The 23,677-nt window shown below is 71.1% G+C and carries 17 protein-coding genes and 4 tRNA genes; 12 read left to right on the top strand and 9 right to left on the bottom strand.

Annotation, left to right across the window (positions count from 1 at the left end):
* The first annotated feature begins 25 nt into the window (after positions 1 to 25).
* The 3 genes from EAO73_RS32650 to purM all read left to right on the top strand — a co-directional run bounded on the left by EAO73_RS32650 (position 26) and on the right by purM (position 3,935).
* Complete coding sequence (locus tag EAO73_RS32650) at positions 26 to 826, top strand: maleylpyruvate isomerase family mycothiol-dependent enzyme (protein WP_147975085.1); 801 nt, start codon at positions 26 to 28, stop codon at positions 824 to 826.
* Between the two features lie 448 nt (positions 827 to 1,274).
* Positions 1,275 to 2,801 carry an amidophosphoribosyltransferase gene (purF, locus tag EAO73_RS32645; RefSeq protein WP_026242981.1) on the top strand — a complete coding sequence of 509 codons (1,527 nt, stop codon included), beginning with the start codon at positions 1,275 to 1,277 and terminating at the stop codon, positions 2,799 to 2,801.
* Between the two features lie 60 nt (positions 2,802 to 2,861).
* Positions 2,862 to 3,935 (top strand): phosphoribosylformylglycinamidine cyclo-ligase, encoded by a 1,074-nt coding sequence (gene purM / locus EAO73_RS32640; protein ID WP_147975084.1) that lies wholly within the window; start codon positions 2,862 to 2,864, stop codon positions 3,933 to 3,935.
* Between the two features lie 135 nt (positions 3,936 to 4,070).
* Here the strand turns inward: purM and EAO73_RS32635 are convergent, their stop codons facing one another.
* Positions 4,071 to 4,328 (bottom strand): DUF3073 domain-containing protein, encoded by a 258-nt coding sequence (locus tag EAO73_RS32635; protein WP_018101730.1) that lies wholly within the window; start codon positions 4,326 to 4,328, stop codon positions 4,071 to 4,073.
* A gap of 256 nt (positions 4,329 to 4,584) precedes the next feature.
* Entirely contained in the window at positions 4,585 to 5,676 is a 1,092-nt protein-coding gene (locus tag EAO73_RS32630; protein WP_147975083.1) for a Leu/Phe/Val dehydrogenase, read from the bottom strand.
* Positions 5,677 to 5,853: 177 nt separating this feature from the next.
* On the opposite strand from EAO73_RS32630, the gene EAO73_RS32625 reads away from it, so the two are divergent.
* Together EAO73_RS32625 and bldC are read left to right on the top strand one after the other, a co-directional pair.
* A complete protein-coding gene (locus EAO73_RS32625; protein ID WP_147975082.1) occupies positions 5,854 to 6,699 on the top strand; it encodes a hypothetical protein in 846 nt (281 codons plus the stop codon).
* Between the two features lie 534 nt (positions 6,700 to 7,233).
* Positions 7,234 to 7,440, top strand: a complete 207-nt coding sequence (bldC, locus tag EAO73_RS32620) for a developmental transcriptional regulator BldC (RefSeq protein WP_003949541.1) — start codon at positions 7,234 to 7,236, stop codon at positions 7,438 to 7,440.
* A 453-nt stretch (positions 7,441 to 7,893) separates the two neighbouring features.
* Here bldC and EAO73_RS32615 read toward each other — a convergent pair whose 3' ends face one another.
* The 3 genes from EAO73_RS32615 to hrpA all read right to left on the bottom strand — a co-directional run bounded on the left by EAO73_RS32615 (position 7,894) and on the right by hrpA (position 12,434).
* Positions 7,894 to 8,193, bottom strand: coding sequence for a DUF6274 family protein (locus EAO73_RS32615; RefSeq protein WP_147975081.1), 300 nt, complete (start codon positions 8,191 to 8,193; stop codon positions 7,894 to 7,896).
* 140 nt (positions 8,194 to 8,333) lie between these two features.
* Positions 8,334 to 8,408, bottom strand: a tRNA-Asp gene (locus EAO73_RS32610).
* 105 nt (positions 8,409 to 8,513) lie between these two features.
* A complete protein-coding gene (hrpA, locus tag EAO73_RS32605; protein ID WP_147975080.1) occupies positions 8,514 to 12,434 on the bottom strand; it encodes an ATP-dependent RNA helicase HrpA in 3,921 nt (1,306 codons plus the stop codon).
* Positions 12,435 to 12,605: 171 nt separating this feature from the next.
* Between hrpA and EAO73_RS32600 the strand changes: the two genes are divergently transcribed.
* From EAO73_RS32600 to EAO73_RS32590, 3 genes are read left to right on the top strand one after another with little or no spacing between them, the layout of a single operon-like run.
* Entirely contained in the window at positions 12,606 to 12,962 is a 357-nt protein-coding gene (locus EAO73_RS32600) for a hypothetical protein (protein WP_224756540.1), read from the top strand.
* A gap of 59 nt (positions 12,963 to 13,021) precedes the next feature.
* Positions 13,022 to 13,819 (top strand): DsbA family protein, encoded by a 798-nt coding sequence (locus EAO73_RS32595; protein ID WP_147975079.1) that lies wholly within the window; start codon positions 13,022 to 13,024, stop codon positions 13,817 to 13,819.
* Complete coding sequence (locus tag EAO73_RS32590; protein ID WP_147975078.1) at positions 13,816 to 14,679, top strand: cytochrome c biogenesis CcdA family protein; 864 nt, start codon at positions 13,816 to 13,818, stop codon at positions 14,677 to 14,679. The genes EAO73_RS32595 and EAO73_RS32590 overlap by 4 nt, the downstream gene beginning before the upstream one ends.
* Positions 14,680 to 14,717: 38 nt before the next feature.
* Here EAO73_RS32590 and EAO73_RS32585 read toward each other — a convergent pair.
* From EAO73_RS32585 to EAO73_RS32570, 4 genes are all read right to left on the bottom strand, one after another.
* Positions 14,718 to 14,794 (bottom strand) — tRNA-Phe (locus tag EAO73_RS32585).
* Between the two features lie 22 nt (positions 14,795 to 14,816).
* Positions 14,817 to 14,891 (bottom strand) — tRNA-Asp (locus EAO73_RS32580).
* A gap of 38 nt (positions 14,892 to 14,929) precedes the next feature.
* A tRNA-Glu gene (locus tag EAO73_RS32575) sits at positions 14,930 to 15,002 on the bottom strand.
* Between the two features lie 80 nt (positions 15,003 to 15,082).
* Positions 15,083 to 16,600: a metallophosphoesterase family protein gene (locus EAO73_RS32570; protein WP_147975077.1), complete on the bottom strand. Its 1,518-nt coding sequence runs from the start codon at positions 16,598 to 16,600 to the stop codon at positions 15,083 to 15,085.
* 94 nt (positions 16,601 to 16,694) lie between these two features.
* On the opposite strand from EAO73_RS32570, the gene EAO73_RS32565 reads away from it, so the two are divergent.
* From EAO73_RS32565 to EAO73_RS32550, 4 genes are all read left to right on the top strand, one after another.
* A complete protein-coding gene (locus EAO73_RS32565) occupies positions 16,695 to 17,045 on the top strand; it encodes a metallopeptidase family protein (protein ID WP_018101725.1) in 351 nt (116 codons plus the stop codon).
* Between the two features lie 168 nt (positions 17,046 to 17,213).
* Positions 17,214 to 17,789 (top strand): hypothetical protein, encoded by a 576-nt coding sequence (locus EAO73_RS32560; RefSeq protein WP_147975075.1) that lies wholly within the window; start codon positions 17,214 to 17,216, stop codon positions 17,787 to 17,789.
* A gap of 276 nt (positions 17,790 to 18,065) precedes the next feature.
* Complete coding sequence (locus tag EAO73_RS32555; protein ID WP_147975074.1) at positions 18,066 to 20,216, top strand: DEAD/DEAH box helicase; 2,151 nt, start codon at positions 18,066 to 18,068, stop codon at positions 20,214 to 20,216.
* Positions 20,217 to 20,535: 319 nt separating this feature from the next.
* Positions 20,536 to 23,643 (top strand): FG-GAP-like repeat-containing protein, encoded by a 3,108-nt coding sequence (locus EAO73_RS32550; protein ID WP_147975073.1) that lies wholly within the window; start codon positions 20,536 to 20,538, stop codon positions 23,641 to 23,643.
* Positions 23,644 to 23,677: the final 34 nt, after the last annotated feature.

Raw genomic sequence — 23,677 nt, 5'->3', positions numbered from 1 at the left:
AGTGCCGCACCGTAGGCTCCCCGGCATGCCGCCCTCGCAGAAGCGCGCCCGTCGTTACGACCCGGCCAGAACCCGCACCGCGGTCCTCGCCCAGTTCACGCACGTACGGGACGCCGTACGCACGCTGACCCCGGAGCAGCTCGCCGCGCCGAGCGGCCTCGGGGACTGGACGGTGCGCGAGCTCGCCGCCCACATCACGATGGCGCTCTCGCACGTCTGCCGGACGCTGGAGCTTCCCGCGCCGGCCCTCGCCAAACCCGAGGTGTCCCTGCTGGAGTGGCCGTTCACCACGGCGGCCCGCGCCACCGGAATCGCGGACGACACCGCCGAACGGGCCGCCGGCCACCCCGACCTGGACGCGCTGTACGCGGAGGTGGCCGCCCGCTTCGAGGCGCTGGTGCCCGGCGCGTCCGAGGACCGGCTGCTGGCCACCCGGGTCGGGGCGATGCGCCTCGGCGACTTCCTGGTCACCCGGACCGTGGAGCTGGTCGTCCACACCTACGACCTCAACGCGGCGACCGGGCTCTCGGTCCCGTACGACCGGCAGGCGCTCGCCGCGTGCAGCCGGCTGCTCGCCGACGCGCTGGCCGAGAAGGCGCCCGGCGGCTCGGTCGAGGTCAGGGTGCCGCCGTTCGCCGTGGTGCAGTGCGTCCAGGGTCCGCGCCACACCCGGGGCACCCCGCCCAACGTCGTCGAGACCGACCCGCTCACCTGGATACGGCTGGCGACCGGACGCACGGAATGGGCGCGTGAGCTCGAAGCGGCGAAGGTCGCGGCGAGCGGTGAGCGGGCGGATCTGTCGGAGCTGCTGCCTCTGATGGGGTGACCGGGCGGGCCGCCCGAACCACCGGCTCCCGTGCCCCGAGGGGGCCGGACGGACCGCTCGGACCGCTCGAACGCGCAGTACGGGCGGTGCTCAAGGCGCCCGGCGGATCCCCTCCAGATGCCGCATACCGGGCGGCCCCGGTGTGAGGCTCGCCACGAAACGACCGGTCGGGCTGCTCGTCCCGGGGCGTCGCGCACCGCCTCACGGAGCGCCACGGACGCGCCGATCGGTCCGTCGGAGGGGTGGCCGGAACTGGTCGGTAACCACTCGGCGATCCGGGCGGCGCCTGCCCTGCGGCGGTTGCCGCGCGTAGATCCGGGAAGGGGTGCGGTCACCGTGCGTGACTGTTCCGAGGGGTCCGGGAGCGCGTTCCGGAGGCTCTTCCCCGGCGGTCCGGCGGAGCATCCCCAATTCGGACCAGTGGTCGATCTCCCCTACACTCGATGGCGTGCCTCGTGGTGATGGACGACTCAACCACGACCTGCTCCCCGGAGAGAAAGGCCCCCAGGACGCTTGCGGCGTCTTCGGTGTCTGGGCTCCGGGCGAAGAGGTCGCCAAGCTCACCTATTTCGGACTGTATGCCCTGCAGCACCGTGGACAGGAGTCCGCGGGCATCGCAGTGAGCAACGGGTCCCAGATCCTGGTCTTCAAGGACATGGGACTGGTCTCGCAGGTCTTCGACGAAACCTCCCTGGGATCGCTCCAGGGCCATATCGCGGTCGGTCATGCCCGCTACTCCACCACCGGTGCCTCGGTGTGGGAGAACGCGCAGCCGACGTTCCGTGCGACCGCGCACGGCTCGATCGCCCTCGGTCACAACGGGAACCTGGTCAACACGGCCCAGCTCGCGGAGATGGTCGCCGACCTCCCGCGCAAGGACGGCCGCGCCACCCAGGTCGCCGCGACCAACGACACCGACCTGGTGACCGCGCTGCTCGCCGGCCAGACGGACGAGGACGGCAAGCCGCTCACCATCGAGGAGGCCGCCGCCAAGGTGCTTCCCGAGGTGCGGGGTGCCTTCTCCCTGGTCTTCATGGACGAGCACACGCTCTACGCCGCCCGTGACCCGCAGGGCATCCGCCCGCTGGTCCTCGGCCGCCTGGAGCGCGGCTGGGTCGTCGCGTCGGAGTCCGCCGCCCTCGACATCTGCGGCGCCAGCTTCGTCCGCGAGATCGAGCCGGGCGAGATGGTCGCCATCGACGAGAACGGTCTGCGTACCTCGCGATTCGCGGAAGCGAAGCCCAAGGGCTGCGTCTTCGAGTACGTCTACCTGGCCCGCCCCGACACCGACATCGCGGGCCGCAACGTCTACCTCTCCCGGGTGGAGATGGGCCGGAAACTGGCCGCCGAGGCGCCCGTCGAGGCCGATCTGGTCATAGCGACCCCGGAGTCCGGCACCCCGGCCGCGATCGGTTACGCGGAGGCCAGCGGGATTCCGTTCGGCGCCGGTCTGGTGAAGAACGCCTACGTCGGCCGGACCTTCATCCAGCCGTCCCAGACGATCCGCCAGCTGGGCATCCGCCTCAAGCTCAACCCGCTCAAGGAAGTCATCAAGGGCAAGCGCCTGGTGGTCGTCGACGACTCGATCGTCCGCGGCAACACCCAGCGCGCGCTGGTCCGGATGCTCCGCGAGGCCGGTGCCGCCGAGATCCACATCCGGATCTCGTCCCCGCCGGTGAAGTGGCCCTGCTTCTTCGGCATCGACTTCGCGACCCGCGCCGAGCTGATCGCCAACGGCATGTCCGTCGAGGAGATCGGCACCTCCATGGGCGCCGACTCGCTCGCGTACATCTCGATCGACTCGATGATCGAGGCGACGACGATCGACAAGCCGAACCTGTGCCGCGCCTGCTTCGACGGCGAGTACCCGATGGAGCTCCCGGACCCGGAACTGCTCGGCAAGCAGCTGCTGGAGACCGAGCTGGCGGCGGGCCCCGCGGCGACCGCGGCGGCCGACGCGCTGCGGCGTCCGTGACCCGGACCGCCCGGCAGCCCTTCCCCCAGCCCCGTATTTCCACACGAAAGATCCCAGGCAATGTCTGAGACAACAGGTGCTTCCTACGCGGCAGCGGGCGTCGACATCGAGGCCGGCGACCGCGCCGTCGAGCTGATGAAGGAGTGGGTGAAGAAGACGCAGCGCCCCGAGGTCGCGGGCCTCGGCGGCCTCGGCGGCTTCGCCGGCCTCTTCGATGCCTCGGCCCTCAAGCGCTACGAGCGTCCGCTCCTGGCCTCCGCCACGGACGGCGTCGGCACCAAGGTCGACCTCGCCCGCCAGATGGGCGTGTACGACACCATCGGTCACGACCTCGTGGGCATGGTCGTCGACGACCTCGTCGTCTGCGGCGCCGAGCCGCTGTTCATGACCGACTACATCTGCGTCGGCAAGGTGCACCCCGAGCGTGTCGCGGCCATCGTCAAGGGCATCGCCGAGGGCTGTGTGCTGGCCGGCTGCGCCCTGGTCGGCGGCGAGACCGCCGAGCACCCCGGGCTGCTGGGCGCGGACGACTTCGACGTGGCCGGCGCCGGTACGGGCGTGGTGGAGGCGGACCGTCTGCTGGGTCCCGACCGCATCCGCGAGGGCGACGCCGTGATCGCCATGGCCTCCTCCGGGCTTCACTCGAACGGGTACTCGCTCGTCCGCCACGTGGTCTTCGACCGGGCCGGCTGGACGCTGGACCGCCAGGTCGAGGAGTTCGGCCGGACCCTGGGCGAGGAGCTCCTGGAGCCGACGCGGATCTACTCGCTGGACTGCCTGGCCCTCACCCGTACGACCGAGGTGCACGGCTTCAGCCACGTCACCGGCGGCGGCCTGGCCAACAACCTGGCCCGGGTCATCCCGGACACCCTGCACGCGACGGTGGACCGCTCCACGTGGACGCCGGGCGCGGTCTTCGACCTCGTCGGCAAGGCCGGTCAGGTCGAGCAGCTGGAGCTGGAGAAGACGCTCAACATGGGCGTCGGCATGATCGCGATCGTCCCCGCGGAGTCGGTGGACGCGGCCCTGACCACGCTGGCCGACCGGGGCGTCGACTCCTGGGTCGCCGGCGAGATCACCGGCCGGGGCGACCACGCGACGGGCGCCGAGCTGGTGGGTTCGTACGCACGCTGAGCGGGAACACCGGTCGGGCCGACGGGCCCGGCCGGTCAGCGGCCTTCCCGTACAGGAAAAGCGCAAACCTGTGTCGGGACAGCACAAAACCCGGTCCGGAGCAGGTCCGGACCGGGGTGATGTGTCAGCGCGAGGTCAAGCGCCGCGGCGCTTGGACGACGGACCGGACTGGTCGTTCTCGTCCTCGTCCTCGTCGTTGTTGTACAGATCCGCGTACTGTGCGTACGGGTCATCTTCCTCGTCGTCGTCCTCGAACGGCTCCGCGTTCGGTGGCTGACTCGAAGTCGATGCGCCCAGCTCATTGGCCAGACGTGACAGGTCCGTCCCGCCGCTGCTGTACTTCAGCTGGCGGGCGACCTTTGTCTGCTTGGCCTTTGCCCGGCCGCGCCCCATGGCTCGACCCCCTCGGTGACGGGGCTCGACGGCCCCAGAGTCTTGACACGCGTTCATGTTTCAGGACGGACTCTCGGCAGAGAGACCGTGCCTGTAGAGCTTTAACGGTACCTGCTTCCGCGGCCATACGGTACGCCGCCCGCATCACGTGCCCCGGAAGAGGACCCGCGAGACGCCCCGTCCTCGCTGGTCAACTGCGATTTTAACCTCTTATCGGCGGGCTCGGCGGGCCGTGGCCGAAGGGAGGGCCTCCGGATCAGCGGCGGCGGGCCTCCGCCATCCGCTGCTCGGCGATCCGGTCGGCCGCGGCGGCCGGCGGAATGCCGTCCTCCTTCGCACGTGCGAATATGGCCAGCGTGGTGTCGAAGATCTTCGCCGCCTTCGCCTTGCACCGGTCGAAGTCGAAGCCGTGCAGCTCGTCGGCGACCTGGATGACCCCGCCCGCGTTGACCACGTAGTCCGGCGCGTAGAGGATCGCGCGGTCCGCGAGGTCCTTCTCGACGCCCGGGTGCGCGAGCTGGTTGTTGGCCGCGCCGCACACCACCTTCGCGGTGAGCACCGGCACGCTGTCGTCGTTGAGGGCGCCGCCCAGCGCGCACGGGGCGTAGATGTCCAGGCCCTCGGTGCGGATCAGCGCCTCGGTGTCCGCCGCCACGGCGACCTCGGGGTGCTTCTCGGTGATCCGGCGCACGGATTCCTCGCGCACATCGGTGATCACGACCTCGGCGCCGTCCGCGAGCAGGTGCTCGACGAGGTGGTGCCCGACCTTGCCGACTCCGGCGACCCCCACTTTTCGGCCACGCAGCGTCGGGTCGCCCCACAGGTGCTGGGCCGAGGCCCGCATGCCCTGGAAGACGCCGTAGGCGGTGAGCACCGAGGAGTCCCCGGCGCCGCCGTTCTCGGGGGAGCGTCCGGTGGTCCACCGGCACTCGCGGGCCACGACGTCCATGTCGGCGACATAGGTGCCGACATCGCAGGCCGTCACGTAGCGGCCGCCCAGCGAGGCGACGAACCGGCCGTAGGCCAGCAGCAGTTCCTCGCTCTTGATCTGCTCGGGGTCGCCGATGATGACGGCCTTGCCGCCACCGTGGTCGAGCCCGGCCAGGGCGTTCTTGTACGACATGCCGCGCGCGAGGTTCAGCGCGTCGGCGACGGCCTCGGCCTCGGTGGCGTAGGGGTAGAAGCGGGTGCCGCCGAGGGCGGGGCCCAGGGCGGTGGAGTGGAGGGCGATGACGGCCTTGAGGCCGCTGGCCCGGTCCTGGCAGAGGACGACTTGTTCGTGTCCGCCCTGGTCCGAGTGGAACAGGGTGTGCAGGACATCGACAGGCACGCCGGTCACATCGGTCACTGTGGTGACTCCCAAGTACGAAGCGGCGGAAAGACCCTCCTGAAGGTGGGGAGGGCCCACCGGTCCGACCGCGTGGGACGGCCCGGTGGGCAAGAGCGTAAGTCCTACCCCGACGTAGATCTGTTCCAGTGCCAAGGATCACCCCCCACCGGGGGACAGGCGTGACACGATCACCGCATGTCGGTGGTGTCTTCGGTGCTCGTCCCTTACGCGTCCTACCTTCGGGTGTACGAGCCGCTGGTGGCCTTCCCGGAGGACGAGCGCGCCCACTGGTCCCGTTACGCGGCCCGCGACCTGATTCCCACGGCGCAGGACGAACTGCGGCGCTCGCTGGCCGACTTGGTCGCGACCCCGCCCGCCGGTGTGCCCGCGCACGAGAGTGCCGACGCGTTCGTGGCCGAGCTGGACGGGGTGGTGTGCGTCTGCCCGTGGCGGACCCGGCTGCGCGGCTGGCTGGCCCTGGACGGCCTGGCGGACCTGTTCCCCGGGCCGGTGCTCGACGCGGTGCTGCCGCCTGTGGTGCGCGGCCAGGCGCTGGCCGACCACGAGCGGTGGGCGGAGCGCAATCCGGACGCCCGGCCGTGGATCAGGACGGCGGTGTGGCAGGTCCCGGTGCGCTGGTTCGTGCTGTTCACGGACGAGGAGCGGGAGCATGTGGTGGCCGGGCCGGACGGGGAGCCGCCCGTGTTCCGGTACCGGACGCGGATGGTCGAGGCGCGGCGCCGGCTGGCCAGGTCGCTCAGGACGCTGCGGGAGACGATGGACGAGGGGCCGCTGACCACCGGGCTGGTGGACGTCGGGCGATGGCTGGAGGAGTTCCACCCGCGCTCGCTGGTCGAGCTGGACTACGGCGGGCTCGTGCACGCGCTGCCGGAGCGGCTGCTCGCGGACGACCGGAGCGCCGCCGATGTGGCCGAGGGGATCGCCGCGCTGCGTGCGGGGGAGGCCGAGAGGGCGGCCGAGGCGTACGCGCGTCTCGCGGAGCGCTGGCGGGCCGTAAGGGACCGTCAGTTCGCCAACTGATCGAGGAGTCACCCGCACGGAACGGCGTGTGAACCCGTTTCGGATGTGACACGTGAGAGTGAAGGGACCCACGGGTCTCGTGAGGCGTCGGGACCTACGTCCCGAACCGGGCCTTTGGTTCAACCGTGATGGATAGCACTTACGGGGCCCTTGCGCCCTTCCCTACCCCTCGTGCCAAAATAGGACAAGGAGTCCGGTGAGGACTCCATCCGTCCATGTATGGGCGGATCGCTCGGCATTGCACGCTATGGGAGGTCTGGTGACTCCTGATCGCTCTGTGACTGATCGTCACGGTGGTGTGACTGTCCGCTATGGCATGGTCCATCGGCTTTCCGTCGCTGATGAACACCTGGGAGGGCAATTCCATCGGTTTGGCCGACGTGGCTGGACGGATGGTGTAGTTGTAGTGCCGAGGACAAGCCGTTCGTCCTATAACCGACTCGGCCCGCGTCCGCCATTTCGGGCAACGTGGGTCAAGGTGCAGAATTTAGAGGAAAGAACCGAGATGGTTCGGTTCTCCCGAGGAGGCCGCTCATGACCGCTCGCACCCCTGATGCCGAGCCGCTGCTGACCCCGGCTGAGGTTGCCACGATGTTCCGCGTGGACCCGAAGACGGTTACCCGTTGGGCGAAGGCAGGCAAGCTCACGTCCATCCGCACGCTCGGTGGGCATCGCCGGTACCGCGAGGCAGAGGTCCGCGCACTGCTTGCGGGTATTCCGCAGCAGCGCAGCGAGGCCTGACATACCCCCTGTCACCCCGTCACACCTGGGCTTTTGGGTCCCCCAACCCACTTGCCCGCCCATAGCTCCATATGACGGGCGCCCGCCCCAACGGGCGCCATACCTGTGCCGTACGGGTCATGTCATCCGATCGCGCTGGACTCCGCCGGGTCCAGCGCGATTTTTTTGTGCCCGCGCCGGCCCTGTCCGAGCCCGCCCCGACCGGCCTCCGGCGGCTGTTTGCCCAGTCCGGCACGCCGGCTCGGGTCCCTGCCGGAGGTGTCGGCGGGTGGTACGGGGGTAACCGGACGACATCGTTCCGGGGGGTGCAATTGCACATATTAAATTCGCCAGTTGTATGAAGGGTGTAAAGTCCCCCCTTCTCAAAACTGATTCAGTGACACCCGTCACACCGCACGAGTGTTGCCAACTACGAGCCTGCCACTGTGAGGAAGCCGACGGTGGCGCCGAAGGTCATGTCGTGGGGGGACTTACGTCCTCGGCCCGCGACGCCCGCGCGGGGGCTCGTCGGTCCCCCGTGGAGGCTTCGGGCGCCCCGGGCGGCTCATCGGCCGTCCCGGCGCCACGGGAGGCCGTCACGGGCTCCATGGCGAGCCGCAGCAGCCGGGCGCAGACCGCGCAGTGCCGGGTCAGATGGCGGTAGCCGGACGCGGCGGCCAGATGCGCGCGCAGCAGCGCGCGGACATCGTGCCGGGGCGCCCCCGTGCGCCCTCGTGCCGGCTCGCCGTACCCCTCGCCCGTGGATGCCCCCATCGCGCCACCTCCCGGTGGATGCGCGCCGCCCCGCTCCGGGAAATCCGGGGGCGGCCCCTGGTTTCTGAGTACTCGTCGGCGGACAGCTGAGTCAAGACGCGCGAAAGCCCGGATCCAGGGGATCCGGGCTTTCGTTACTGCGGTCCTGACGGGATTTGAACCCGCGGCCTCCACCTTGACAGGGTGGCGAGCACTCCTAACTGCTCCACAGGACCAGGTTTCGCGGCCTTCCTCGCGTCCGGCTGCGAAAACAGACTGTACAGGAGTTCAGAGGGTGCGGTCGAACTCACTCCTGGTGGCGGTCCCGTTACGTCCGTCCCCTACGGGGCGGCGGCGTCGATCGCCTTCACGATGCGCTTGTCCGAGACGGGGAACGCGGTGCCCAGGGCGTGCGCGAAGTAGCTCACCCGCAGCTCCTCGATCATCCACCGGATGTCCAGCACCTCCTGCGGGACGGGCCTGCCCTTCGGCAGCTGCTCCAGCAGCCAGGCGTACTCGTCCTGCATCTCGTGGACCTTCTCCATGCGCGTGGTGTCGCGCTGGACGTTGGTCGGCATCTGCTGGAGCCTGCGGTCCTCGGCGACCAGGTAACGCATCAGGTCGGGGAGCCTGCGCAGCCCGGTCGCGGTGACGAAGCCGGGCGGCATCAGGCGCGCCAGGTGATCGCGTACGTCCGTGACGTTGTTGATCAGGACCAGGCTGTTGGTGGCCTTCAGCCGGCGCTCGCACGCCTGCCAGGCCGCCAGGATCTGCTGCACCTGGCCGATCGTGCGGACGGTCAGGTCCACCAGGTCCGCGCGCACCTTGTCGTACAGCGTCCGGAACGACGCCTCGTCCCAGGCGGGCCCGCCGTGCGCCGCGATCAGCCGGTCGGCGGCCGCCGTGGCGCAGTCGTCGAACAGGGCCTGGATCGAGCCGTGCGGGTTGCGGGACAGGGCCAGCTTCTGCTGGTTCGTCAGCTTGTCCGAGGCGAACTTCGCCGGGTTCACCGGGATGTTCAGCAGGATCAGCTTCCGCGTCCCGCGCCACATCGCCTGCTGCTGCTCGGCCTCCGTGTCGAAGAGGCGTACGGCGACTGTCTCGCCCTGGTCGACGAGCGCGGGATACGCCTTGACCGGCTGGCCCGCGCGTCGGGTCTCGAAGACCTTGTTCAGCGTGCCGATCGTCCAGTCCTCCAGGCCCGACCGCTCGATGGACTCGCCGGAGGGCCCCGCGGTCGCCGCGGCGGCCTTGGAGAGGGCCTGACGGGCCTTCGGGCGCAGCTGGAGCTTCAGCGCCTCCAGGTCCTTGTCCTCGGCGACCCTGCGGCGCCGCTCGTCGGTGATCCGGAAGGTGATCTTGAGGTGGTCCGGGACCCGGCTGAGGTCGAAGTCGTCCGCGGTGACCGGGACCCCGACCATCCGCTGGAGCTCACGGGCCAGGGTCACCGGCAGCGGCTCCTGGAGCGGTACGGCCCGGTCCAGGAACTTGTCCGCGTAGTTAGGGGCGGGCACGTAGTGCCGGCGGATCGGCTTGGGCAGCGAGCGGATCAGCTCGGTGACCACCTCCTCGCGCAGGCCCGGGATCTGCCAGTCGAAGCCCTCGGACGTGACCTGGTTCAGCACCTGGAGCGGAATGTGGACGGTCACCCCGTCGGCGTCCGCGCCGGGCTCGAACTGGTAGGTCACCCGGAACTTGAGCTTCCCCTGCCGCCAGGAGTCCGGGTAGTCGTCCTTGGTGACGGCCCCGGCCTTCTCGTTGATGAGCATCGAGCGCTCGAAGTCGAGCGCGTCCGGCTCGTCGCGCCTCTTGTGCTTCCACCACGAGTCGAAGTGCGCGCCGGAGACGATGTGTTCCGGGATGCGCTGGTCGTAGAAGTCGAACAGCGTCTCGTCGTCCACGAGGATGTCGCGGCGCCGGGCGCGGTGCTCCAGCTCCTCGACCTCACCGAGCAGTTTGCGGTTGTCGTGGAAGAACTGGTGGTGCGTACGCCAGTCGCCCTCGACCAGGGCGTTGCGGATGAAGAGGTCCCGCGAGGTCTCCTGGTCGATACGGCCGAAATTGATCTTGCGCTGGGCGACGATCGGTACGCCGTACAGCGTGACCCGCTCGTACGCCATCACCGCGGCCTGGTCCTTCTCCCAGTGCGGTTCGCTGTAGGTGCGCTTCAGCAGGTGCTGGGCGACCGGCTCGATCCACTCCGGCTCGACCCGGGCGTTGACCCGTGCCCACAGCCGGGACGTTTCCACCAGCTCCGCCGACATCACGAACCGGGGCTGCTTCTTGAACAGCGCCGAACCGGGGAAGATCGCGAACTTGGCGCTGCGGGCGCCCAGGTACTCGTTCTTCTCGGTGTCCTTGAGCCCGATGTGCGACAGCAGACCGGCCAGCAGCGAGGTGTGCACCGACTGCTCGGGCGCATCGTCCTCGTTGAGCTCGATCCCCATCTGCTTGGCGACCGTACGCAGCTGCGCGTAGATGTCCTGCCACTCGCGGATGCGCAGGAAGTTCAGGTACTCCTGCTTGCACATCCGGCGGAAGCTGGAGGAGCCGCGCTCCTTCTGCTGCTCACGGATGTAGCGCCACAGGTTCAGGAAGGCCAGGAAGTCGGAGGTCTCGTCCTTGAACCGGGCGTGCTGCTGGTCGGCCTGCGTCTGCTTGTCGGAGGGCCGCTCGCGCGGGTCCTGGATGGAGAGTGCGGCGGCGATGACCATGACCTCGCGTACGCAGCCGTTGCGGTCGGCCTCGACGACCATCCGGGCCAGGCGCGGGTCCACCGGCAGCTGCGAGAGCTTGCGGCCGAGCGGGGTGAGCCGCTTCTTCGGGTCCTTCTCCGCGGCGTCGAGCGCGCCCAGCTCCTGGAGCAGCTGCACGCCGTCGCGGATGTTGCGGTGGTCCGGCGGGTCGATGAAGGGGAACTTCTCGATGTCACCGAGGCCGGCGGCGGTCATCTGGAGGATGACGGAGGCCAGGTTGGTGCGCAGGATCTCCGCGTCGGTGAACTCCGGACGGGTCAGGAAGTCGTCCTCGGAGTACAGCCGGATGCAGATGCCGTCGGAGGTACGGCCGCAGCGGCCTTTGCGCTGGTTGGCGCTGGCCTGCGAGATCCGCTCGATCGGCAGCCGCTGCACCTTGGTGCGGTGGCTGTAGCGGGAGATACGGGCGGTGCCCGGGTCGATCACGTACTTGATGCCGGGGACGGTCAGCGAGGTCTCGGCGACGTTGGTCGCCAGAACGATCCTGCGCCCCGTGTGGCGCTGGAACACGCGGTGCTGCTCGGCGTGCGACAGGCGCGCGTAGAGGGGGAGCACCTCGGTATGTCTCAGGTTCCGTTTGCCGAGCGCGTCGGCGGTGTCGCGGATCTCCCGCTCGCCGGAGAGGAAGACCAGGACGTCGCCGGGGCCCTCGGACTGGAGCTCGTCGACGGCGTCGCAGATCGCGGTGATCTGGTCGCGGTCGGCATCGTCGCCGTCCTCTTCGAGCAGCGGCCGGTAGCGGACCTCGACGGGATACGTACGGCCGCTGACCTCGATGATCGGGGCTTCCCCGAAGTGGCGCGAGAAGCGCTCCGGATCGATGGTCGCGGAGGTGACGACAACCTTCAGATCGGGGCGCCGGGGCAGCAGCCGGGCCAGATAGCCGAGCAGGAAGTCGATGTTCAGCGACCGCTCGTGGGCCTCGTCGATGATGATCGTGTCGTACGCCAGGAGCTCGCGGTCCGTCTGGATCTCGGCGAGCAGGATGCCGTCCGTCATCAGCTTGACGAAGGTCGCGTCCGGGTTCACCTGGTCGGTGAAGCGGACCTTCCAGCCGACCGCCTCGCCCAGCGGGGTGTCCAGCTCGTCGGCGATCCGCTCGGCCACCGTGCGCGCGGCGATCCGGCGCGGCTGGGTGTGCCCGATCATGCCCCGGACGCCCCGGCCCAGTTCCATGCAGATCTTGGGGATCTGGGTGGTCTTGCCGGACCCGGTCTCACCCGCGACGATCACGACCTGGTGGTCGCGTATCGCCTCCAGGATCTCGTCCTTCTTCTGGCTGACCGGAAGCTGTTCGGGGTACGTGACGGCGGGCACCCGGCCCGCCCGCTGCGTGAGCCGCCCGGCCGCCTTGTCCGCCTGGGCGGCGATCTCGTCCAGCACGGCCTGCTGGGCCTCGGGCTTGCGGATGCGGCGGGCGCCCTCGAGGCGGCGGCCGAGCCGGTTCGCGTCGCGGAGCGAGACCTGCGCGAGCCGGGACTGGAGATCGGCGAAGGAAGTAGACATACGGATCCCAGGATCTCACCCGGGCCCGAGGAAGGGCGAACCCATTTCGCGCGGTCCCGGTCACGGTTGTGCGTGCCGAGGGGGATGGACACCGGCACGGTGGGGAACGGCGCGGGCACAGCACGTACCATTCCGGGCAGTCGATCATCCCCCAGCCGGAAGGCCGGTCCCGTGCCCCGTTCGCAGTGGTACTGCCTGGTGGCGGCCCTCGCGGTCGTGCTCGGGCTGTTCTGCGGACCGGCGGCGGCGATGGCGCAGGTCCCGGCCCGTGCTGCCACCGCCCCCGTCGTCGCCGCCGGGCACGGGCAGGGGATTCCGGGCTGCGGCGAGGGCGGAAAGCGCGACGGTGGTGAGCCCGCCGTCCCCGCGCCCGCCCGCGCCTCCCACGACCAGGCGCCCGGCCTCGCGGAGTGGGGCCTGCCCGCGGCGCCCGGGGACAGGCCGGCCGAGGTGTCCGTGCCGATGACCCCGCGCGGTCCCGACGAGGCGGCGCCGGGGCCGGTGGAGCTCTCCGTACTCAGGGTGTAGACCGGCGGCCCGTCCCCCCGCCGTCCTCGCTCTTCCGTATCGCCCTCCCGGAGTTCCGCATGCCCGCATCCCCGTCCACGCCGTCCACGCCGTCCCCGAAGTCCCGCAAGAAGTCCCGCACGCCCCTCGTGTACGGCGCCGGAGTCGTCGTCGCGGCCGCCCTGCTCGGCTATGTCTCGTACCGCGCCACCGCCCCCGAGCCGCCGCGCTCCGGTTCCTCCGCGGTCGCCGACGTCACGGCGGACCCGCGGGACGGCGTCTACCCCGAGCTGGCGAAGCTCGCCCGCCGCGACACCGGCGACAAGCTGGCCCTGGGCCGCGCCGACGCACCCGTCGTCCTCATCGAGTACGCCGACTTCAAGTGCGGCTACTGCGCCAAGTTCGCCCGCGACACCGAACCCGCCCTGGTGGAGAAGTACGTCGACCGGGGCGTGCTGCGCATCGAGTGGCGCAACTTCCCGATCTTCGGTGCCGAGTCCGAGGCCGCCGCACGGGCCTCCTGGGCGGCGGGGCGCCAGGGCCGCTTCTGGGAGTTCCACCGCGCCGCGTACGCCGAGGGCGCCAAGGAGAAGGGGTTCGGTGAGGACCGCCTGAAGGAACTCGCACGGCAGGCGGGCGTGAACGACCTGGACCGCTTCGCGCGCGACGCCGACGGGCAGGCGGCCACCGCGGCCGTACGCAAGGACCAGGAGCAGGGGTACGGGATCGGTGCGACCTCCACCCCGTCCTTCCTGATCAACGGCCGCCCGATCGCCGGCGCCCAGTCCACCGAGACCTTCACCCGGGCCATCGACCGAGCGGCCGAGGAGGCCAAGGAGGCCGAGGCGGCGGCCGGGGCGAACGGTTCCGCGAAGTGACGCCCGATGTCGGCTACTTCGCCGCGTTCCTCGGCGGGCTGCTCGCCCTGATCAGCCCGTGCAGCGCGCTGCTGCTCCCCGCGTTCTTCGCGTACTCCATCGACTCCGCCTCCCGGCTGCTCGCCCGGACCGGCATCTTCTACGCGGGCCTGGCCACCACCCTGGTCCCGCTGGGTGCGGCCGGTTCGTACGCCGGGCGGCTGTTCTACCGCCACCGTGACGCCCTCGTCCTGGGGGCGGGGTGGCTGATCATCGCGCTGGGCGTGGCCCAGATCGTCGGCCTGGGCTTCGCCTCGCGCCGGATCTCCGCCCTCGGCGGCCGCATCCGCCCCACGACGGCCCTCTCCGTCTACGCGCTGGGCGCGGTCTACGGGCTGGCCGGATTCTGCGCGGGCCCGATCCTGGGCAGCGTGCTGACGGTGGCGGCGGTCAGCGGCAGCCCGGCGTACGGGGGACTGCTGCTGGCCGTCTACGCCCTGGGCATGGCGATGCCGCTCTTCGTGCTCGCGCTGCTCTGGGAGCGGTTCGACCTGGGCCGCCGGGTCTGGCTGCGCGGCCGGGTGCTGCGCCTCGGCCGGTTCGAGCTGCACACCACGACCCTGCTGTCGGGCCTCTTCTTCGTGGCGCTCGGCGCGCTGTTCCTGGCGTACGACGGGACGACCGCGCTGCCCGGCCTGCTGGACGTGGACCGGTCGTTCGCCGTGGAGCAGTGGGCCCAGGGCGTCGGGCGCCATGTGCCGGACGCGGTGCTGCTCGTCGCCGTGGTGGCGGTGGTGCTGCTGGTGCTCGCGGTACGGGCGTGGCGCGGGCGCGACGTCAGCGAGGACGAGCCCGACTCCACGGAGGGCGGGGCCGTCTGACACGACGAAGGCCCCGTCCATCGGACGGGGCCTTCGGGTGGTGGCTGGGGCCGGGATCGAACCGGCGACCTATCGCTTTTCAGGCGATCGCTCGTACCAACTGAGCTACCCAGCCACGCAGCTCACAAGGGCTGCAGCGGTCCTGACGGGATTTGAACCCGCGGCCTCCACCTTGACAGGGTGGCGAGCACTCCTAACTGCTCCACAGGACCAAGCAATGTGCGAGACAAGTCTCGCACACGTTCAAGCGTGCCCCCAACGGGATTCGAACCCGTGCTACCGCCTTGAAAGGGCGGCGTCCTGGGCCACTAGACGATGAGGGCTAAGGGCCCACCTGCGCGCTTTCCAGCGCGTCGGGGACGTGAGAAGCATATGGGATGCCGGCGGGGATCGCCAAAACGGTTTACGGGGAGGGTGTGGGGGCCGTTGGGGACGGGCTCGTGAGGGTGGGCTTCTCCTGGGGCAGATGGCGGCTGACCTCGGCCGTCGTCAGCCCGAGGCCGCCCAGCGTTATCTCGTCCCAGGCCTGGAGCCGGCGGGTGGAGCGGTCCAGATAGAGCACCGAGGCAAGCACCTGCTCCGGCTTCTTGTTCTGGACGGCCCGCAGTCCGCCGCCGCCCGTGGAGCCCTCGATCATCAACCGGGTGCCGCCCTTGAGGACCTCGTTCTGCCGGTGGTGCACATGGCCGGCGAGGGCCAGTGGTACCTCGCCGGCCGTCTCCTTCGCCGCCTCCGGCTCGTGGGCCACGGCGACGTCCACGGGGGTGCCGGACCGCTGCTGCTCGCGCAGGGCGGCGGCGAGCGTGCGGCCGGCCACGCGCTCGACGTCCGCGGCCTGCTCCGGGCCCGTCCGGTCGGGGGTGAACTGCGGGTCCCCGATCCCGGCGATCCGCAGCCCGCCGACGCTCACCGCCCGGCCCTGGTCCAGGACGTGCACGTTCGGGAAGCGCTTCTTGTCGCCCAGGTACTTCTGCGTCACCGCCGAGTCGTGGTTCCCGCGCACCCAGACGTAGGGGGCGCCGAGGTCGGCGATGGGGTCCAGGAAGCTGTTCTCGACGGCGGCGCCGTGGTCCATCGTGTCGCCGGAGTCGATGATCACGTCGATGTCGTACTGCTCCACGAGCGAGCCGATGATGTGCCACGCGGCCGGGTTGAGGTGGATGTCGGAGACGTGCAGGACGCGCAGGGTCGCCGGGTCGGGGCTGTAGACGGGGAGCGTCGATGTGGCGTCGTACAGCTTGGTGACGTTGGTGACCAGCCGGGCCAGCTCCTGCTGGTAGACGTCGAAGTCGCTGACGATCGAGCGGGCGTCGCCGACGACGGACGGGGCGCTGGAGAGGAGTCCGGAGAACTTGGGCTCCAGGACCGACTTCGGGTTCCAGGTGGCGTACGCGCCGACGCCGGACGCGGCCAGCAGCGCGAGGGCGAGTCCTCCGGCGGCCAGGGCCCGGCGCGGCCTGCGGTAGACCGCGAGGCCCAGTGCGGTGGCCCCGGTCACGACCGCCACGCAGGAGCGCAGGGCCAGCTCGCGGGTGCCGGACGCGACGTCCGTCGTGACCTCGTCCTGCAGCCCGGCCAGCCGCTCGGGATGCTGGACCAGGGCCTGGGAACGGACCGGGTCGAGGCGGTCCACGTCCACGTCCAGGCGGACCGGGGCCTGGTGCGAGTCCAGCTGCAGGGCGCCGAGCGGCGACACGTTGATCTTGGTGCCGCCGGTGAGCGAGGGCCGCAGGGTCATCGTCGTGTCCATCGGGCCCACGGTCGTACGGACGCTGCCGACGGCCAGCAGTCCGAGCCAGGCGCCGAACAGCACGACGACCACCAGGCCGAGCGCGCGGACGAAGGGCCGGGGCACGGCGGACGTTCCGCCCGGGGTGCGGCGGGACAGCGGGCGGCGGAAGGGGAGACGGGCGCGGACCATTGGGTGCCTGTGCCCCGGCGGCGGGCCCGGTATGCCCGCGTCCGGCACCGGGGCGGACGGGGCGGACGGGGCGGCCGTACGGGACAATGGCCGGGTGCTGGAGATGACGCGGGAAGCGTTCGAGGAACTGGTCGCCGAGGCACTGGACCGGATTCCGCCGGAGCTGACCCGGCTGATGGACAACGTCGCGGTCTTCGTCGAGGACGAACCGGAATCCGATGATCCGGAACTGCTGGGGCTGTACGAGGGCACGCCGCTGACCGAGCGCGGTGAGTGGTACGCGGGGGTGCTGCCGGACCGGATCACCATCTACCGGGGGCCGACGCTGCGGATGTGCGAGACGCGCGAGGACGTGGTGGCGGAGACCGAGATCACCGTCGTCCACGAGATCGCCCACCACTTCGGCATCGACGACGAGAGGCTGCACGCGCTCGGTTACGGGTGAGGGGTGCGGGCTCCTGTCGCGTGAGTGGCGTGTGGGGCGCGTGGTGTGAACGAGGTGTGCGGACCGGTCCGTCGGGCGTGTCCCGGGCGGGGTGACGGGAGTTGGGCACAGCGCACCCGGCTCGTTCATGTCAGGCCCCGTCCTTCCTCGCGCCCCCGGAGGTGCCCCGTGCGCCAGTTCCCCGTCCCCGTCCGCTGGGCAGCCGTCACCGCTGTGACGCTCGCCACGGCCACCGGCTGTATGAGTGTCGGCTCCGACGGCGCGGAACCGGTGCCCTCGCGGAGCGTCGACCCCAAGGGCGCCGCGGTCGAGCCGGACGGCTCCACGGTGGCGGGGACCGGCGGCTCCCGCGTCGGCGGCCCCGGGGCGCAGTCGCAGCGCCGGAGCGCCGGCCCGAGCGCCTCCGCGTCGCCGTCCGGGAGCGCCCCGGCCACCGACGGGCCCGGCGCCGGCCGGAGCGAGGGGAAGGACCGGGCCGCCCACCCCTCCGTATCGTTGCCCGGCACCGGCGCGTCCGGGCAGCCGGAATCACCGGTTCCGGCCGATCCGGACCCCGTACCGGAGCCGCAGGACACGCCGCGGCAGCCGGACCCGCCGGAGCCCGAGCCGGAGCCCTCGGAGCCCGCGCCGCCGGGGCCGTCGGCGTCTCCGGCCGCCCAGTTCCGCAACGACGCCATGGGGTGGCCGGACGCGGTGGAGGTCATGCGGACGCCGGAGGCATCGCCGCAGGTGGGGCCGGCCTAGAGGTGCCCTGTCGATCATGGAGGGGACGCGGCGCAGGGGTGGGCCCGGAGCAGGCGGTTTGCGCAATGTGGGTGAGAGTGCGTATGGTGGTAGATCGTTTGATCCCATTGCCCGGCGCCGACACAGAAGAGCGCCGTGTGGCGCGTACTCTCCCTTGCCGTGGCTGGACCGCATTGAGGCGGTCGACATTGCGAAATCACGGAGTTATGGGCGCGTGCCGAGACTCCGGAAGGTTTCGCATTTCGCATGTCAATTTCCAGTTCTGACCACACCGTCATGCCCGAGAACGTCGACAACGACGAGCTCACCGCGGTCGCCGAGGCCGTCGTCGCCGAGGCCGCAGAGGGTGCCGAGGCTGCAGAGGGTGCCGAGTCGGCGAGCGAGCCGACCGTCACCTTCGCCGACCTGGGCCTGCCCGAGGGCATCGTCCGCAAGCTCGCGCAGAACGGTGTGACCACGCCCTTCCCGATCCAGGCGGCGACCATCCCGGACGCCCTGGCCGGCAAGGACATCCTCGGCCGCGGCCGTACCGGCTCCGGCAAGACCCTCTCCTTCGGTCTGCCGACCCTGTCCGCGCTGGCGGGCGGGCACACCGAGAAGAAGAAGCCCCGCGCGATCATCCTCACCCCGACCCGTGAGCTCGCGATGCAGGTCGCGGACGCCCTGCAGCCGTACGGCGACGTGCTCGGCCTGAAGATGAAGGTCGTCTGCGGCGGTACGTCGATGGGCAACCAGATCTACGCCCTGGAGCGCGGTGTCGACATCCTCGTCGCCACCCCGGGCCGGCTGCGCGACATCATCAACCGGGGCGCCTGCTCCCTGGAGAACGTCCAGGTCGCCGTCCTCGACGAGGCCGACCAGATGTCCGACCTGGGCTTCCTGCCCGAGGTCACCGAGCTGCTGGACCAGATCCCCGGCGGCGGTCAGCGCATGCTCTTCTCCGCCACCATGGAGAACGAGATCGGCACGCTGGTCAAGCGCTACCTGAGCAACCCGGTCACCCACGAAGTCGACTCCGCCCAGGGCAACGTCTCGACCATGTCGCACCACGTCCTCGTCGTGAAGCCGAAGGACAAGGCGCCGGTCACCTCCGCCATCGCCGCCCGCAAGGGCCGCACCATCATCTTCGTCCGCACCCAGCTGGGCGCCGACCGCATCGCCGAGCAGCTCGTCGACGCGGGCGTCAAGGCGGACGCGCTGCACGGCGGCATGACCCAGGGCGCGCGCACCCGCGTCCTGGAGGACTTCAAGAAGGGCTACGTCAACGCGCTCGTCGCGACCGACGTCGCCGCGCGCGGTATCCACGTCGACGGCATCGACCTGGTCCTGAACGTGGACCCGGCCGGTGACCACAAGGACTACCTGCACCGCTCGGGCCGTACCGCGCGGGCCGGCAAGTCCGGTGTCGTCGTCTCGCTGGCCCTGCCGCACCAGCGCCGCCAGATCTTCCGCCTGATGGAGGACGCGGGCGTCGACGCCTCGCGCCACATCGTGCAGGGCGCGGGCGTCTTCGAGCCGGAGGTCGCCGAGATCACCGGCGCCCGCTCGCTCACCGAGGTCCAGGCCGACTCCGCGAACAACGCCGCGAAGCAGGCCGAGCGCGAGGCCGCCGAGCTGACCCAGCAGCTGGAGCGCGCCCAGCGCCGTGCCGTGGAGCTGCGCGAGGAGGCCGACCGCCTGGTGGCGCGTGCCGCCCGCGAGCGGGGCGACGACCCCGAGGCCGCCGTGGCCGAGGTGACCGCCGAGGCCGAGGCCGCCCTCGCGGCTGCCGCCGCCTCCGTGCCGGAGCAGCCGGCCGCCCGTGAGGAGCGCCGCGACGAGCGGGGCAACTACGAGCGCCGCGACAACCGCGGTGGCTACCGGGGCAACGACCGGCGCGACGACCGCATCGGTGAGCGCTCCGGGCGTCCCGCCGGCCAGAGCGGCTACCGGGGCAACAGCGACCGCCCCTCGTTCCGCAGCAGCAACGACCGTCGTGACGACCGTCCTTCGGGCGGCTTCCGCTCGGGTGGCGACCGCCGCGACGACCGTGGTGGCCGTTCCTTCGAGCGCCGCGACGACCGTCCGTCGTTCAACCGCGACCGCCGTGACGACCGTCCTTCGGGCGGCTTCCGCTCGGGTGGCGACCGCCGCGACGACCGCGGTGGCCGTTCCTTCGACCGCCGCGACGACCGTCCGTCGTTCAACCGCGACGACCGTCCGTCCTTCAACCGCGACCGCCGTGACGACCGTCCCTCGGGCGGCTTCCGCTCGGGTGGCGGCGACCGTCCGTTCAACCGTGACCGCCGCGACGACCGCCCCTCGGGCGGCTTCCGTTCCGGTGGCGACCGCCCGAACGGCCGCCGCGACGACCACCGCGCGACCGGCACGAGCACCGGCTCCTTCGGCCGCCGCGACGACAAGCCGCGCTGGAAGCGCAACGGCTGAGTGTGCCGATGACCTGCTGAAGGTCTGCTGAGAGCGGGCCCGTCCTTCCCGGACGGGCCCGCTCTTTCGTTTCCCGCGCTTCCGGCGGAACCGGGACTTGAACAAGTTCGATTTTGCCTGTCGGTGCCTGTGTGCCTGCTGTTAAAGTCATCGCATTCGCATGGGGGGTTGGGACCGGGGGGTTTCACTTCGCGCAAACCGCGGCACGTCTGCCGCGTCCTCCTCATGCCTTCTCTGAGGTGCCCAGGAGGGACCCGGTTTGAGACGTCACACATATGTGCGCGGTGCGGTGGCCGTGGTAGCGGCCTGGGGGGTCGCCGTGGCTTCCGGAACGATGGCCGAGGCATCGCCGGGCGGACAGGACAAGCCCGCCGGGGCGGCCGTGCGGTCCACGCCGGCACCGCTCGACATCACGCCCAACTGGCGGACCGCGCCGAGGGGCGAGGTGCTGACCGCGGTCGGCCCGTCGGGCTTCGCCCACGCCCCGGAGGACGCGGAGCCGGCTTTCGGGGACACCTACGAGTGGACGCCGTTCGGCTCGGGCAAGAGCCTCCCGCTCGGATACGGGGACACCAACGACTCCTTCGGGTACTTCGGAGTCGAGTCCGACCTGGTGGTGGACCACCAGGGCTACGACATCGTTCTCCGCAACGGCGTGACCGGGGCGGCGACCGAGCTGACCCTGCCCCAGGACGACTCGTTCGAGGCGCTGGCGGGGAACTCGGTCCTCGTGCGGGCCCAGAGCCGTGACAGCGACGACAACCTCGTCACCCAGGGCTGGTACCTCCTGCCCGCCGACGGTGACCAGTCCGCTCGTGTGCCCGTCACCGGCTGGCCGTCCGGCGTGGCACCGGGGCACGTCAAGGTGCTCGCCGGGGACGCGGACGCGCTGGTGCTGGCCTTCCCGAGCAGCCCGGAGCGGGGGGACAACGACCGGCTCGGGCTGCTCGACCTGGCCACGGGCGCGATGCGCGTGCCGGCCGTCGACTCCTTCCGTTCCGCCGCTCTGTCGCCGGGGTCGCTCGCCTGGACCGACCGGGAACGGCGGGTGCATGTCCTGGACCGGGCGGCGCTCGATGCTCCGGAGCAGATCCTCGCGCTCCCGGAGGGCCTCGACGGCTCCCGTATCGGACTGCTCGACGGCTGGGTCCTCGCGCCCGAGGACGTGACCGGCACGGACGGCGACCTCCAGCGGGGGCTGGTGGCGCTGTCCGTGGACGGGAAGCGGCGGGTCTCCCTGCTGGACAAGTCCGGCCGGGGGCTCGTGTCGATGCCCGGGGACAAAGTCGCGGTGGTGGGCGGTACTTCGGCCACCGACTGGCAGCTGAAGGAGATCTCCGCCGGAGCCGACGGTGTGCCCGTCACCAAGGACCTGTACCGGGTGGCCCCGGTCCCGGCCACGGTGCAGGCGCTCGCGCTCAGCGGAGGCGTGCTGTCCACCGTCGAGCTCGACGGCCCGCAGGGGGCGGGCTTCTACAACCGGTCGCTCGGCCTCGCGCCGGGCGAGCCCGCAGCCGGCGCCCCGTCCTGGGCCGGCAGGGAGACCGGGCGGGACTACGACTACACCGTCTGCGGGCAGAGCCTGTGCACCCAGCTGTACAACAGCGGGGACGGCCGGAGCGTCTACCAGGTCCGCAACTACCAGAAGAACCCCCAGGTCGAAATCGTCGGGCGGCGGTCCCCCACGGAGGCGGCCAGGGCGCTGACCGGCAACTTCGACGGGCGGCTCACCGACTCGTTCGGGCGTTACGCGGTCTACCAGGGCGGGCGACCGACGGTCGAGGGCATGCTCGTCCCGGACGACAAGACGATCGTGGTGGACCTCGACGCGGCCGCGGGTTCCTCCGTCGTGCTGGAGCGGCCGCAGACGGCTGCGTCGGTGTGGGGCGAAACGCTGTTCACCGGCACCGGCACGAACGGGCTGGTGACCAGGACCGACCTGACGACGCTGAAGCAGACGGGCACCGTGGAGACCGGTGCGCCCTGCGAACTCGCCGAACTGCAGACGGCGGGGGACTGGCTCTACTGGGCCTGTGAGCAGTACACACGGCACGGTGCGGTCAACCTGCGGACCGGCGTCAAGATCGACCTGCCCGGATACGGCGGCAGCGGTCTGCTCGGTGACGGCTTCTTCGTGCAGCACCAGTACGCCGCCGCCGAACTGCGGCTGACCACGTTCCAGAGCGGAACGGTGGCCACACGGTACCTGGGTGTGCGGGTGGGCAGCGGTTCGAACAATCGTCGTGCGGCGTACTCGGTCGACCGGTTCGGCGGTGGCATCGCCTACGTCGACACGGAGGGGATGATGCACGTCACCCAGAGCGGTGAGCCCGCCTCCCCGCTCTCCGCGGTGACCGCGCACACCCCCGGCACCCTCACCGCGCCGGCCGGCTGGAAGGGCTCCTGGTGGCTGTCCAAGCCCGCCGCGTCCTGGAAGCTGACGCTGAGGAACACGGCCTCCGGGGCCACGGTGCGCACGCTCACCGGCGGCGAGGCGCGCGGCCAGGTGACGGCCGCCTGGGACGGGAAGACCGCCTCCGGCGCGTATGCCCCCAACGGCTCCTACACCTGGACGCTCACGGCCACCCCCGCCGACGGCGTGGGCGCGGCGCTGACCACGTCCGGCGCGCTCGAACTCACCGGCGGGGCCGCCGTGGCGCGGGACTTCGTCAAGAGCGACGGGTTCGGTGACCTGCTCGCGTTCACCTCGGCCGGGAAGGCCGACTGGCGGGCCGGTACGGGGACCGGGGCCGGGCGGGTCGAGGACAAGGTGTCGGGCACCGGCTGGACGGGCGGCAACACCGTGACCGCCGCCGTGCCGTTCGAAGACATCAGCGGCGACCGGTGCAACGACGTGCTGGTCCGTACGAAGGCGGGCGAGCTGCGCGCGTACAAGCCGGGCTGCGGGGCCGCGCTCAAGCCCACCACGCCGTACACGAAGATCGGCACCGGCTGGAACATGTTCGACGCCCTGACCTCGCCCGGCGACATGTCGGGCGACGGGCGCGCCGATCTGCTCGGCCGGACCCCGGCGGGCGACCTGTACTTCTACCGCGGCAAGGGCAACGGCCTCTTCGAGCCCCGGGTGAAGATCGGCTACGGCTGGCAGGGGTACCTCCTGGCCGGCATGGGCGACATGGACGGCGACGGCAGGGGCGACCTGCTGGCCCGCGACCGCTCGGGCAAGGTCTGGCGCTACCCGGCCACCGGCAAGGGCACGTTCGGCACCCGCAGCGAGGTCGGCCACGGCTGGACCATGTACGACACGATGGCCGGCTCCGGCGACCTGAACGGCGACGGCCGCGCGGACCTGCTGGCCCGCGACAAGTCCGGCGTGCTCTGGAGCTACCGCGGCGACGGCAAGGGCGCGCTGGCGGCGCGTACCGCGGTCGGCGGCGGCTGGCAGATGTACACGCACCTCTTCTGATCACTCACTCGTCATCCGGGCTTCCCGGGAAGGA

The sequence above is a fragment of the Streptomyces sp. col6 genome (genome assembly GCF_008042035.1).
GTDB lineage: Bacteria > Actinomycetota > Actinomycetes > Streptomycetales > Streptomycetaceae > Streptomyces.
The sequence above is the reverse complement of the archived record's forward strand: the minus strand, read 5'-3'. Positions and strand labels throughout refer to the sequence as shown.